Annotated in this window: 10 protein-coding genes; 3 read left to right on the top strand and 7 right to left on the bottom strand. The window is 72.5% G+C overall.

All coding sequences use genetic code 11. The features are described from left to right. Positions 1-47: 47 nt before the first annotated feature. The 4 genes from AC27IY_RS13080 to AC27IY_RS13065 are packed head-to-tail and all read right to left on the bottom strand — an operon-like array spanning position 48 to position 3,783. Positions 48-872 carry a class II fructose-bisphosphate aldolase gene (locus AC27IY_RS13080; RefSeq protein ID WP_364461398.1) on the bottom strand — a complete coding sequence of 275 codons (825 nt, stop codon included), beginning with the start codon at positions 870-872 and terminating at the stop codon, positions 48-50. Between the two features lie 9 nt (positions 873-881). Further along, positions 882-1,781, bottom strand: coding sequence for a 1-phosphofructokinase family hexose kinase (locus AC27IY_RS13075; protein WP_423473929.1), 900 nt, complete (start codon positions 1,779-1,781; stop codon positions 882-884). Next, positions 1,781-2,914 carry an N-acetylglucosamine-6-phosphate deacetylase gene (gene nagA / locus AC27IY_RS13070; protein WP_423443096.1) on the bottom strand — a complete coding sequence of 378 codons (1,134 nt, stop codon included), beginning with the start codon at positions 2,912-2,914 and terminating at the stop codon, positions 1,781-1,783. Before nagA ends, AC27IY_RS13075 begins: the two co-directional genes overlap by 1 nt. Continuing rightward, positions 2,911-3,783 carry an SIS domain-containing protein gene (locus AC27IY_RS13065; RefSeq protein WP_364461405.1) on the bottom strand — a complete coding sequence of 291 codons (873 nt, stop codon included), beginning with the start codon at positions 3,781-3,783 and terminating at the stop codon, positions 2,911-2,913. Before AC27IY_RS13065 ends, nagA begins: the two co-directional genes overlap by 4 nt. Positions 3,784-3,909: 126 nt before the next feature. Between AC27IY_RS13065 and AC27IY_RS13060 the strand changes: the two genes are divergently transcribed. From AC27IY_RS13060 to AC27IY_RS13050, 3 genes are read left to right on the top strand one after another with little or no spacing between them, the layout of a single operon-like run. Next, a complete protein-coding gene (locus AC27IY_RS13060; protein ID WP_344216758.1) occupies positions 3,910-4,680 on the top strand; it encodes a DeoR/GlpR family DNA-binding transcription regulator in 771 nt (256 codons plus the stop codon). Between the two features lie 48 nt (positions 4,681-4,728). Beyond that, complete coding sequence (locus tag AC27IY_RS13055) at positions 4,729-6,465, top strand: glycerol-3-phosphate dehydrogenase/oxidase (RefSeq protein WP_423443099.1); 1,737 nt, start codon at positions 4,729-4,731, stop codon at positions 6,463-6,465. After that, entirely contained in the window at positions 6,462-6,974 is a 513-nt protein-coding gene (locus AC27IY_RS13050; RefSeq protein WP_487178129.1) for a mycothiol transferase, read from the top strand. Before AC27IY_RS13055 ends, AC27IY_RS13050 begins: the two co-directional genes overlap by 4 nt. A gap of 7 nt (positions 6,975-6,981) precedes the next feature. On the opposite strand, the gene AC27IY_RS13045 is transcribed toward AC27IY_RS13050, so the two are convergent. The 3 genes from AC27IY_RS13045 to AC27IY_RS13035 all read right to left on the bottom strand — a co-directional run. Next, positions 6,982-8,226: a S8 family serine peptidase gene (locus tag AC27IY_RS13045; protein ID WP_449955938.1), complete on the bottom strand. Its 1,245-nt coding sequence runs from the start codon at positions 8,224-8,226 to the stop codon at positions 6,982-6,984. A gap of 122 nt (positions 8,227-8,348) precedes the next feature. After that, positions 8,349-10,301 carry a beta-propeller domain-containing protein gene (locus AC27IY_RS13040; RefSeq protein WP_487178128.1) on the bottom strand — a complete coding sequence of 651 codons (1,953 nt, stop codon included), beginning with the start codon at positions 10,299-10,301 and terminating at the stop codon, positions 8,349-8,351. Positions 10,302-10,332: 31 nt separating this feature from the next. Next, on the bottom strand, positions 10,333-12,664 hold a 2,332-nt coding region (locus AC27IY_RS13035), incomplete at its 5' end, for a protein kinase domain-containing protein (protein WP_487178127.1).

Genomic DNA, 12,664 nt, shown 5'->3' with positions numbered 1-12,664 from the left:
GGCGCGCCGACGGCCGCGCCGCAAGCTCGGCGAGGCGCGCCTGAGGCTCAGCCCGCCAGTACGCCCAGCAGGTGGCTGACCTCGCGGGTCACCGCGTCGCGGCCTGCCTTGACGTATTTGCGCGGATCGACCACCCGCTCGTCGTGGCCGAGGTAGTCGCGGATCGCGCCGGTGAACGCCTTGTTCAGGTGCGTGGCGATATTGATCTTCTTCATGCCGTGCCGTACGGCGGCCCGCAGGGTGTCGTCCGGCACGCCCGACGAGCCGTGCAGCACCAGCGGCACCGGCACCGCGGCGCGCAGCTCGGCGATGAGGCCGAGGTCCAGCTCGGCGGACTTCGTGGTCATGGCGTGGGAGGTGCCGACGGCCACGGCGAGCGCGTCCACGCCGGTCTTGGCGACGTAGTCGACGGCCTCGTGCGGCTTGGTGCGCGCGCCGGGAGCGTGCACGCCGTCCTTGCCGCCGACCTCGCCCAGCTCGGCCTCGACCCACACGCCGCGTTCGTGGCACCAGGCCGCCACCTCGGCCGTGGTGCGGACGTTGTCCTCGTCGGGCAGGGCGGAGGCGTCGTACATGACCGAGCCGAGGCCCAGCTCCACCGCCTCCTCCACGAGCGCGCGGTCGGTGGCGTGGTCGAGGTGGACGGCGACCGGCACGGCGGCGCGCCGGGCCACCGCGAGCGCGCCCAGCGCGATCGGCTCCAGCGCCCCGTGGTAGCGGACGCAGTTCTCGCTGATCTGCAGCACGACCGGCAGGCCCAGGGACTCGGCCCCGGCGACGATGGCGGTGGCGTGCTCAAGCTGGATCACGTTGAAGGCACCCACCCCCGCGGGGGACTGACGGACGATGTCGCCGATGGCGGAGAGGGGCATGGTCGCTCCTTACGTGATGACGATCTGGGGAAGGATCGCGGCGTAGACGTCGCGGTCGAAGTCGCCGGCCACGGGGGCGGCCACCGCGGCCGCGCCGAGCGCCGCCGCCCGCCGCAGCCGGTCCGGCCACGGGGTCGCCTCGGCCAGGCCCAGTGCCAGCCCGGCGACCAGGGAGTCGCCCGCGCCGGTGGGGTTGCCGCGCACGGTGTAGGGCATCCGGGCCCGGAACGTTCCCTCGCCGGTGACGGCGAGCAGCCCGCCCGCGCCCAGGGACACCACGACGGACTCCGCGCCCCGCTCGCGGAGCGCCCGCGCGCCCTCCTCGGGGGCGCCGGGCACGGCCCTCGCCAGCTCCTCGGCGTTGGGCTTGACGATCGCGGGCCGGCCCTCGGGCGCGTGGCGCAGCGGGTCGCCGTCGGCGTCCACGATGACCGGCGCGGCGGTGAGGCCGCTGAGCGTGGCGTAGAAGTCCGCGGGGACGCCGCGCGGCAGGCTGCCCGAGAGCACCACCACCTCGGCGTCGGCGGCCAGCGCCGCGTAGTGCCGGGTGAAGGCCGCCAGCTCCTCGCCCGTGACCTCGGGGCCCGGCTCGTTGAACAGCGTCGTCGCCGGCCGCTCGCCGGTCTCGGAGACCGCGAGCGTGGTGCGGGAGTCGCCCGCGACGGCGAAGACCGCGCCCGGCAGCTCCGCCGCCCGCAGGTCGTCCTCGATCGCCTGCCCGGTCGGCCCGCCGGCCAGGCCGGTGACCAGCACCTCCCGGCCGAGCGCGGCCAGCACCCTGGCCACGTTGACGCCCTTGCCGCCCGCGCGCCTGTGCACCTCTCCGACCCGGTTGACGCCGTCCCATTCGACGGCGGGCACCTGGTAGGTCACGTCGAGCGCCATGTTGAGCGTCACCGTGAGGATCATCAGGGCTCCGTCGTCCAGACGCCGTCCTTCATGACCGCGTCCACCTCCAGGTCGGGGGAGAGCACGACCAGGTCGGCGGCCTTGCCGACGGCGATCGAGCCGATGCTCCCCGCCAGGCCGAGCACCCGCGCGGGCGTCAGCGAGGTCACCTGGACGGCGTCGGGCAGCGACAGGCCGAGCTCGCGCACGGCCCGGCGGAAGGCGACGTCCATGGTGAGGGTGGAGCCCGCGATGGAGCCGCCCTCGGCGAGCCTCGCCACGCCGTCGTCGACGCGTACGCGCATCGAGCCGAGCCGGTAGTCGCCGTCGCCGAGCCCGGCGGCCGACATGGCGTCGGTGACGAGCACCGTGCGGCCGGGCCCGGCCACCTCGTACGCCAGCCGCAGCATGGCCGGATGCACGTGCACGCCGTCGTTGATCAGCTCGACCGTCACCCGCTCGTCGTCGAGCAGGGCCGCGATGGGGCCGGGCGCGCGGTGCCCGAGCTGCGGCATCGCGTTGTAGAGATGGGTGGCGAGGCTCGCGCCCGCCTCGATGCCGGCGATGGTCAGGTCGTAGTCGGCCTCGGTGTGGCCGATCGCGGCGATCACGCCCTCGGCCACGGCCAGCCGGATCGTGTCGAGCGCCCCCGGCAGCTCGGGCGCGATGGTGAGCATGCGCACATGCCCGCGCCCGGCCTTGACCAGCTCGGCGAACTCCTGCGGCGACGGCTCGCGCAGCAGCGCCGGGTCGTGCGCGCCGCAGCGGCCGCGCGCGATGTAGGGGCCCTCGAAGTGGATGCCGGCCAGCAGCCCTTCCTCGCACAGCTCGGCCAGCGCCGCCGCGGCCCGCGCCAGCCCTTCGGGGGCGTCGCTGACCAGGCTCGCCATCGTGGTGGTGGTGCCGTGGCGCCGGTGCAGCGCCACGGCGGTGCGCGCCTGGTCGAGGTCGCCGGTGGGGAAAGAGCCGCCGGCGCCCCCGTGGTTGTGCACGTCCACGAAGCCGGGCACGACGTGCCGGCCGCCCAGGGCGAGGCCGGGGCCGGGAGCGCTGCCCTGGCCGACGTGCGTGATCCGGCCGTCTTCGATGGTCAGCCACCCCTCGTGCACACCTTCAGTGGTCACGATCCGGGCGTCGGCGAGAGTAAGGCTCATGGAGAAAGGATCACAGATCGCGTGAGGTGCATGGGCTCGTCGGGGTTGAGCCCGGCGGCGAAGGCCCGCGCGACCGCCACGCGCTGGGCGCGGATCAGCTCGGCCATCGGGTCGAGTCCGCTCTCGACGAACGTCGCGCCGGTCCGTTCGACCTGCGCGCGCAGGCCCTCGGGGGCCTCGCCGAGCATCCAGGTGACGCGGCCGGGCGCGCCGATGCTGATCGGGCCGTGCCGGTATTCCATCGCCGGGTACGCCTCCGTCCACGACCGGGACGCCTCGCGCATCTTGAGCGCCGCCTCCTGCGCCAGCCCGACGGTCCAGCCCGCGCCGAGGAAGCTGAACTGCTCGGCCTCCACCAGCTCGGCGGGCAGGGGAGCGGCCACGGCCTCCTCGGCGTCGGCGACGGCCCGGGTCAGGTCCTCGCCGAGGCTCGCGCGCAGCAGCGCGAGCTGCGTGGTGGCGAACCTGGTCTGCACGACCGACCGCTCGTCGGCGTAGTCGAGCACGACGACGTCGCCGGCCGCCTCCATGATCGGCGTCTTGGGGTCGGCGGTGATGGCCGTGGTCCGCGTGCTGATGCGGCCCAGCAGGTCGAGCACCTCGGTCGTGGTGCCGGAGCGGGTCAGCGCGAGCACCCGGTCGTAGGCGCGGCCCACGGGGAACTCGGAGGCCGCGAAGGCGTCGGTCTCGCCCTGCCCGGCCTGCTCGCGGAGCGTGGCGTAGGCCATCGCGATGAACCACGAGGTGCCGCAGCCGACCACGGCGACCCGCTCGCCCTCACGCGGCAGCGCGTCCGCGGGGACGTTCGCGACGGCGCGCCGCCAGCACTCCGGCTGTGACGCGATCTCGGCTTCGGTGTGGGTGGTCACCCGGCCTCCCCAGGATTGATTGTTTCTGCACCTTTTATAGCAGGAAAGTGCACATTTGGGCAGTAGTGGCTCCACCCCTCCCGGTGTGCCACGCTTGCTGCGGACCACATCCGCTAGGAGGCCCCCGTGTCCCGCTACGACCGCTGGAACGCCATCCTCGAACTGCTCGCCCAGGAGGGGCGGCTGACGGTGGAGGAGGCGGCCCAGGCGCTCGAGGTGTCCACCGCGACCATCCGGCGGGACTTCGACCAGCTCGCGCAGCAGCAGATGCTCATGCGCACGCGCGGCGGCGCGGTCGCCCAGAGCGTCAGCTACGACCTCCCGCTGCGCTACAAGACCGCCCGGCACGCCGACGAGAAGAACCGCATCGCCACCGCCGCCGCCGAGCTGGTCCCGCCCGGCGCGGTGGTCGGGCTCAACGGCGGCACCACGACCTCCGAGCTGGCCCGCACCCTGGCGATCCGGCCCGCGCTGGAGAGCGGTTTCACCGTCGTCACCAACGCGCTCAACATCGCCGCCGAGCTGACCGTACGCCAGCACGTCAAGATCGTGGTGACCGGCGGGGTGGCCAGGCCGCAGTCGTACGAGCTGATCGGCCCGCTCGCCTCCGGCGTCCTGGAGCAGGTGACCCTGGACATCGCCTTCCTCGGCGTGGACGGCCTGGACGTCGAGCTGGGCGCCTCCGCGCACCACGAGGGCGAGGCCAGCGTCAACAACCTGCTGATCAGCCGGGCCGCGCAGGTCGTCGTGGTGGCCGACTCCTCCAAGATCGGAAAGCGGGCGTTCTCCCGCATCTGCCCCATCACCAGGATCGACACGCTGGTCACCGACGACCGGCTCTCCGACGAGCTGGCGGGCGCGCTCAGCGACGCCGGGGTGAAGGTCGTACGCGCCTGAGGCTTATCTGTGGGTATGTAGGGGCTCAGGACGCTATCAGGGAGTGTTATGGCCTCGGGGATAGGTGCGGCCAGGCTCGGTCCAGCCGAGCGCGCCGCGGCGCTGGAGCGGATGGCCGAGCGGGAGCTCGACGTGGTCGTGGTCGGTGGCGGAGTGGTGGGGGCGGGAGTCGCACTCGACGCGGTGACCCGCGGCCTGGACACGGGCCTGGTGGAGGCGCGGGACTTCGCCTCCGGCACCTCGTCCCGTTCCTCCAAGCTCATCCACGGCGGGCTGCGCTATCTCGAACAGCTCAACTTCGAGCTGGTGCGCGAGGCGTTGCAGGAGCGCTCGCTGCTGCTCCAGCGCATCGCGCCGCACCTGGTCAGGCCGGTGCCGTTCCTGTTCCCCCTGACGCACCACCTGTGGGAGCGGCCGTACGTGGGGGCGGGGGTGGCCCTGTACGACACGCTCGGCTTCGCCTCGGGCCTGACCCGGGGCGTGCCCGGCCACCGGCACCTGTCGCGCTCGCGCGCGCTCCGGCTGGCCCCGGCGCTGAAGAAGTCCGCCTTCACCGGCGCGGTCCAGTACTGGGACGCCCAGGTGGACGACGCCCGCTTCGTGATGATGACGCTGCGCACGGCGGCCGCGTACGGCGCCCACGTCGCCCCGCGCACCCAGGTCGTCGGCTTCCTGCGCGAGGGCGAGCGGGTCACCGGCGTGCGCGTCCGCGACCTTGAGTCCGGCGCCGAGCAGGAGATCCGGGCCCAGCAGGTGGTCAACGCGACCGGCGTGTGGACCGACGACATCCAGGAGCTGGTCGGCGGGCGCGGCCAGATCCACGTCCGGGCGTCCAAGGGCATCCACCTGGTCGTGCCGCGCGACCGCATCCACTCGCTGACCGGGATCATCCTGCGGACCGAGAAGTCGGTGCTGTTCGTCATCCCGTGGGGCCGCCACTGGATCGTCGGCACCACCGACACCAGCTGGACGCTCGACAAGTCGCACCCGGCCGCCTCCCGCGCCGACATCGACTACCTGCTCGACCACGTCAACGCGGTGCTGTCGACGCCGCTGACCCGCGACGACGTGGAGGGCGTCTACGCCGGGCTGCGCCCGCTGCTGTGGGGCGAGTCGGACGAGACGTCCAAGCTGTCGCGCGAGCACGTCGTCGCGCATCCGGTGCCGGGGCTGGTGATGATCGCCGGCGGCAAGTACACCACCTACCGGGTGATGGCCCAGGACGCCGTGGACGCCGTCGCGCACGGCCTGGACCAGCGGGTGCCGCCGTCGTGCACCGACCGCGTCCCGCTGGTGGGCGCCGAGGGCTACCAGGCGCTGTGGAACTCCCGGCACCGCCTCGCCCACTCCTCCGGCCTGCACGTGGCGCGGATCGAGCACCTGCTCCAGCGCTACGGCTCGCTCATCGACGAGGTGCTGGAGCTGATCGAGCGGGACCCATCGCTGGGCAGGCCGCTCACCAAGGCCGACGACTACCTGCGGGCCGAGATCGTGTACGCCGCCACCCACGAGGGCGCCCGGCATCTCAACGACGTGCTGACCCGGCGCACCCGCATCTCGATCGAGACCTTCCACCGCGGTGCGGCGGTCGCGCAGGAGGCCGCCGAACTGCTGGCCGGCCCGCTCGGCTGGACCGACGAGCAGGTCAAGCGGGAGGTCGAGTACTTCACCAAGCGCGTCGAGGCCGAACGCCGCTCCCAGGAGCAGGACTCCGACCAGGAGGCGGACGCGATCCGGCTGGGCGCGCCGGAGATCGTCCCCGTCGTCGTCCCGGAGCGGGCATGAGCGGCGGCGAGCCGTCACGGCGGCTCTCCGACCCCCGTGAGCTGTTGGAGGGCTACCTCGACCACTACCGCGCCGAGGTCCTGCGGCTGCTGGAGGGCTTCCCCGACCCCGGGGTGAGCCGGGTGCCGTCCGGCTGGACGCCGGTGGCGATGCTCAAGCACCTGGCGTCCATGGAGCGGCGCTGGTTCGTGTGGGACCACGCGGGCGAGCCGGTTGACGATCCCGACGACGACCGCGACGAGGCCGGCGACCTCGCGACCGACGAGTCCTTCGCCGAGGTCAGGGCGTTCTACCTGGCGCAGTGCGAGCGTTCACGCCAGGTGGTCGCCGCGGGGCGGCTGTCGGACCGGGCCTCGCGGATCGGCCGCTTCCGCGAGGAGGAGCCGCCGACGCTGGGGTGGATCATGTTCCACGTGCTGGAGGAGTACATGCGGCACGCCGGGCACCTCGACATCGCCCGGGAGCTGGCCGAGGCGGAGGAGCGGGCGGCCCCGGGGGCCGCCCGCTGAGAGAGCATCAGTACTTCGTGGCGTCGTGCACGTCGAGCAGCGGCTCCTTGACGCCGTCGCCCGAGTCGTCGGTCCAGTTGAAGTTGCCGGTCGAGATCAGCGTGCTGCGCACGGCGAGGGCGCCGGCCCGGGTGGTGGGCTTGCGGGTGCCCGCCGTGAGGACGCCGGCCGCGCCGGCCACGTGCGGGCTGGCCATCGAGGTGCCGCTGATCGTGTTGTAGCCGCCGTTGCGCCAGGTCGAGTAGATGCAGGTGCCGGGCGCGGTGATCTCGACGGTGGAGCCGTAGTTCGAGTAGAACGCCGAGGTGTCGTCCTGGTCGGTCTCGCTGCGGCACGACAGCGTGCTGCCGCCGGCGCCGCCGGCCAGGCCGTCGTTGTCGGTCAGCGCCGAGACGGTGACCACGTCGGCGTGGTTGGCCGGGAAGAAGCTGGAGGTGTTGGCGTGGCTGTTGCCGGCCGCCACGACGACCACGACGCCGGCGTTGGTGGCGTTCGTGATCGCGCTGCTGATCGCGCTGCTCGAACAGCCGCTGCAGCCGAGGCTCAGGTTGATGACCTCGATGGTGGCGGCGCGGGCCACCACCCAGTCGAGACCGGCGGCGATGGCGGACAGGGTGCCGGAGCCGGCGGAGTTGAGCACCTTCACGGCGTGGATGCGGGCGCCGGGGGCGACGCCGACCACGCCGATGTTGTTGTCGATGGCGCCGATGGTGCCGGCCACGTGGGAGCCGTGGCCGTTGTCGTCGGTGCCGGAGTTGTTGACGCAGACGCCGGTCTGGCAGTTGGTACGGGCCACCACGTTGAGGTCGGGGTGGGTGTAGTCCACGCCGGTGTCGACGACCGCGACGTCGGTGTTGATGCGGACGTCGTCCACGCCGTCGATGTCGAGGTTGGGGTTGCTCGGGCCGAAGATCCGCCGGATGCCGGTGGGCACGGTCTGGGCGAAGGTGTGGACCTCGGCGTCGGGCTCGACGCTCAGCACGTTGGGGTTCTTCTTGAGCCGTTCGGCCGCCTCGGCGGTGAGCTGGGCGGTGTAGCCCTTGAAGGCGTGCTCGTACACGCCGACGAGATGGCCGCCGTACTGGGCGGTCTGGGCGGCGGCGAGGCTCTGCGGGGCCTCCCGGGTGATCGGCCTGAGCTGGACGATGTACGTGCCCTCGTCGGCGGCCGCGCCGGCCGACGCGCTGACCGGCGTCAGGGGTAACGCCAGCGCGCCGACGAGCAATGCGAGCAGGGGGGTGAGTGATCGCATGGCAGCGTGAGCCCTTTCTCGGTGAAGATCGGACAGGTTGCTGTCAGCAAAAGTTTCACGACTTGTCGGGTAAGTCCATACAAAAGACGCCGGTTAGCTACTAACCGGCATCTTTTGCTTGCTTAACGGAGCGAAATCCACGCTTGTGAGTCGAGCGTCGCCGCGTCGTTGACCTGCAGCCCTTCCTGCGACAGGGTCCAGACCGAGGACCCGATGACGATCGAGCGTTGGATACCGGGCTGGTATGGCTGGTCGCTGCCCTCTTGCCGCTGCGCCGGATGCCTGATCATGCCGAGCTTCGTCACCCCGGAGTCGTCGATCCGCAGCACCAGCGCGCCCGACCCGTCCTGCTGGAACAGGGGGATCACCGACAGGCCCGTCTTCGGCCAGTACAGGAACGCGTGCGGGTCCCACTCGGCCTCCGAGCCGGACTCCTTCTGGAAGAACCGCGACAGCCGGCGCGGCGCGGCCGGGTCGCTGACGTCGAACAGCGAGATCTGCGTGCCCAGCGTGCGGCCCTTGTCGCTGGCCTCCTGGCCGATCCCGATCAGCCGCCCCTCGGCCCCCGGATGCAGGTACGCCGAATAGCCGGTGATCTTGAGCTCCCCTGTCACCCTCGGCCGCGCCGGGTCGCGCAGGTCCAGCGTGTAGAGCGGGTCCACCTGGCGGAAGGTGACGCAGTAGCCGACCGGGCCGATGAAGCGCACCGAGTAGATGCGTTCGCCCTTGCCGAGGCCGCCGACCTCGCCGGTCTTGGCCAGCGTGCGGGCGTCGAGCACGTGGACGGTGCTGGAGCTCTCGCGGCCGTCGGCGGAGACGATCGTGGTGGCGGCGCGCAGGTGGCCGTCGTACTCCGACAGCGAGTACTGGTTCAGCAGGCGGCCGGCGACCTTGCCCGAGGCCGCGTACGCGGGCCGGCCGGGCGAGGCGACGTCGAAGCGGTGGATCTCGGTCTCCTCCGGCGGCGCCGTCGGCGTGGGTACCGGTTCTGTGGGCGTCGGCTCCACGGCCGGGGCCTCGCCGGTGGCCGGGGTCTCCTCGGCGGGCAGCTGGGGCAGCGGCGCCCACCAGCGCGGGTTGCTGGCGACGTACAGGCTGGTGCCGGTGCCGTAGACGATGTCGCCGTCGGCGGCCAGCGCGATCGGGTCGGTGCCGGCGGCGGTGAGGCCCTGCGCCAGGTCGAGGGTGTGGATCGTCAGCAGCGACGTCCCGGTGTAGTCGGCCGGGTGGCTGATCCGCTCGCACGGGACCTTGCCGTCGGTGACCTTGCCCGCGGCGTCCGTGATCTGCAGCTTCGGCAGCCAGGCGTCGAGCGGCGCGCGGCGGACCGTCTCCTGGTTGCGCTTGAGCTGCTCGGCCTCCGTCGCGTTCTCGGCCTGCGGGAACTCGATCTGCGGCTGGCTGCGGGTGACGATGCGGACGGTCGAGCCGACCATGCGGGCGTCGACGTACGTGCCCGACGGCTTGACCGTGCCGATGACCTTCGGCCGGCCGCCGGCCAGGTCCACGAGGACGTACCGGGTGTCGCCCATCGGCATCATGCGGGTGCTCTTGACCATGATGTCGCCGTAGCCGCGGAACAGCACCAGCGCCCGGTCCCCGGCCATCAGCAGGTCGGCGGGGGCGTAGTAGTGCTGGTCGCCCTCGGTCAGTTTGAGCGAGCCCGTCACCTTGCGGGTGGCGGTGTCGATGATCCGCAGAGTGCCGTTCGTGACGGTCACGACCCGGTCGCCGTCGGTCTTGACCAGGTCGGGCTCGTCCACGCCGGCCTCGTGCACGTTCGTGGTGGAGTGCTCGGGCGTGCTCTGCTTCGCCGTGGCCGCGGTGTCCGAGCGCTCCATCATCATGGGCATCACGCCGCCGAGCCCCCAGGGGGACACGTTCGCGGCCGCGTGCTCGCGCAGGCCCGACAGCAGGTCGTCGCAGCCGCTGTAGGACACCAGGCGGATCGCGCCCAGCGACGACGGCTTCTGACGGCCGGGCGACTCCTCCGCGGACTTCCCCGCGGAAGAGGTGCAGGACGCCACTGCCGCCAGCGCGGCGACGGTCGCGACCGTACGGATCAACGTTCTCATGCCCCTATCACGGCTCCCGGGGGCGAGCGGTTCAGGAGCGGTGCTGCGGATTGACGGTGAACGCCGGGCTGAAGTCGAGGTCGTCGGGCACGTCGACCAGCTTGCGCACCAGCTTGCCGGTGAAGTCGATCACCTGGATCTCGTCGACGTCGTTGTTGTCCTGCTCCCAGCAGTAGAGGTGGCTCTCGTCGTAGAAGCCGAGCACCTTGTCGCAGTCGGAGCCGAACTTGCGCACCCGCTCGCCGGACGCGGTGTCCCAGATGCAGTGGTCGCCGTCGCCGCCGTTGGGGCAGTTGGTGACGAACGTCTTGCCGGAGGGCGAGAAGATGTCCTGGGTGCCGGCCGACAGCGTGCCGATGCCGGGCAGCGAGCGGGTCGCCTTGCCCTGGGCGTCGAAGAAGCGCAGGCCGCGGTTCTTCTCGTCGCCGTAGACGTTGATCGCGCCCTTGTCCTCGGCGTCGAAGCCGAAGGCGGTGTCGCGGACGGCGGTGTCGCTCACGTTGACCACGTCGGCCTTCTTGGCGGCCACGTCCACGAGGACGAAGCCGAGATAGACCCACTTGTCCGCGCCGGTCTTGCGCTCGATGTTGAGCAGGATCTTGGTGCTGTCCTTTGACCAGGCCCGGATGCTGCTGATCAGCGGGGACTTGACGGTCTTGATCGTCGAGCGGTCGCCGGTCGTGCGGTCGGTGATGACGATGAAGTCGTGGTTGTCGGAGCTGTAGTCGCGGCCCCGGGTGGCGAGGTAGCGGCCGTCGGGGGAGACCCTGGACTCCCAGTTGCCGGCGTACTTGGTGAACGTCGTGCTCTGCAGCGAGTCGCGCGCGTAGTCGACCCAGTCCTCCTTCTTCTTGTCGTAGACCTCGTAGGAGGTCAGGAGGACGGCGTCGGAGGGGGTCTCGTAGAGGTGGATGGCGCCGCCGGGGAGCGTCTTGCGCTGGCCCTCGCGCGGGACGCCGGTCTCCTGGGGCGTGGACGGCGGCGTGCTCTCCCGGGGGTCGGTGCTCGCGGCGGGGGAGTCGGACGAGGCGACCTTGGCGCCGCCGCTGTTCGTCTTGTCCAGGGTGACGATCACGATGACGCCCGCGAGCAGCAGTAACGCCACGCCTGCGGTGATGCCGGCGATCAGCGGGCCGCGGCTCTTGCGGCGCGGGGGCTGCTGGCCGTACCTGCTGGGGTAGGTCGGCTGGCCGTACGGCGGGGCCGGCTGGTGCGGCGGCTGCCACGGCTGGGACCCGGGCGGCGGGACGTGGCCCCCGTGGCCGACCGGCTGCGGCCCCGACTGCGGGTACGGCACCGGCCCCGACGCCGGACCACCCGGGTGCGGACCGGAGGGCGGGCCGGACAGCGGGCCGGACAGCGGGCCGGACAGCGGACCCGAGTGCGGGCCCGGCATCGGGCCGCTGGGCTGGGGCCCCGAGGCCGGGCCGCCCGGCTGGGGCCCGGAGGGCCGGCCGGGCGGCGGGTAGGCGGCCGAAGGGCCGTGCGGGGCCGGCGGGCCGGCCGGGGTCTGCGGCGCGGCCTCGGCGGCGGCCTGGGCGAGGATGCCCGAGCCGGCCGCCGGATGCTGGAGCAGGCGCATGATCACCTGCTCGGCGGTGGGCCGCTGGGCGGGGTCCTTGTTGAGGCAGTCGGTGACCACGTCGAGCAGCTGGCCCTCCAGCACGCCGAGGTCGGGCTGCTGGTTGAGCACGCGGTTGATCACCGCGGGCATGGTGTCGCTGCCGAACGGCGCCCGCCCCGACGCCGCGTAGACCATGGCGCTGCCCCAGGCGAACATGTCGGCCGCCGGCCCCACGGTGTGGCCCATGATCTGCTCGGGCGGCATGTACGACGGCGTGCCCACGACCATGCTGCTGATCGTCGAGGTGGCGTCGAGCGCGCGGGCGATGCCGAAGTCGATGACCCGCGGCCCGTCGGCGCCGATGATCACGTTGGCCGGCTTGAAGTCGCGGTGCACGATGCCGGCCTGGTGGATGGCGGCCAGCGCGGTGGCCGTGCCGATGGCCAGCCGGTGCAGCACCGACCCGGTGCGCGGCCCCTCCTCCTGCACGACGCGGTGCAGGGAGGGGCCCTCGATGTACTCGCTGACGATGTAGGGGCGGTCCTGCTCCACGCCGGTGCCGAGGACGGCGGCCGTGCAGAACGGCGCCACCTGCTGGGCCACCTGCACCTCGCGCAGGAACCGTTCGACGCTGACGGCGTCGCCCGCCTGGTCGGGGCGCAGCCACTTGACGGCCACGTGCGTGCCCGACGGGTCCTTGGCGAGGTAGACGACGCCTTGACCGCCCTCGCCGAGCCGGCCGAGGAGATCCAGGCCCGCCAGCCGCTGCGGATCTCCTGGGCGGAGCGGAGCGAAGGAT

The organism is Nonomuraea sp. B208, assembly GCF_057536035.1.
Note: the sequence above shows the minus strand (reverse complement) of the source record. Positions and strands in the feature narration are given on the sequence as shown.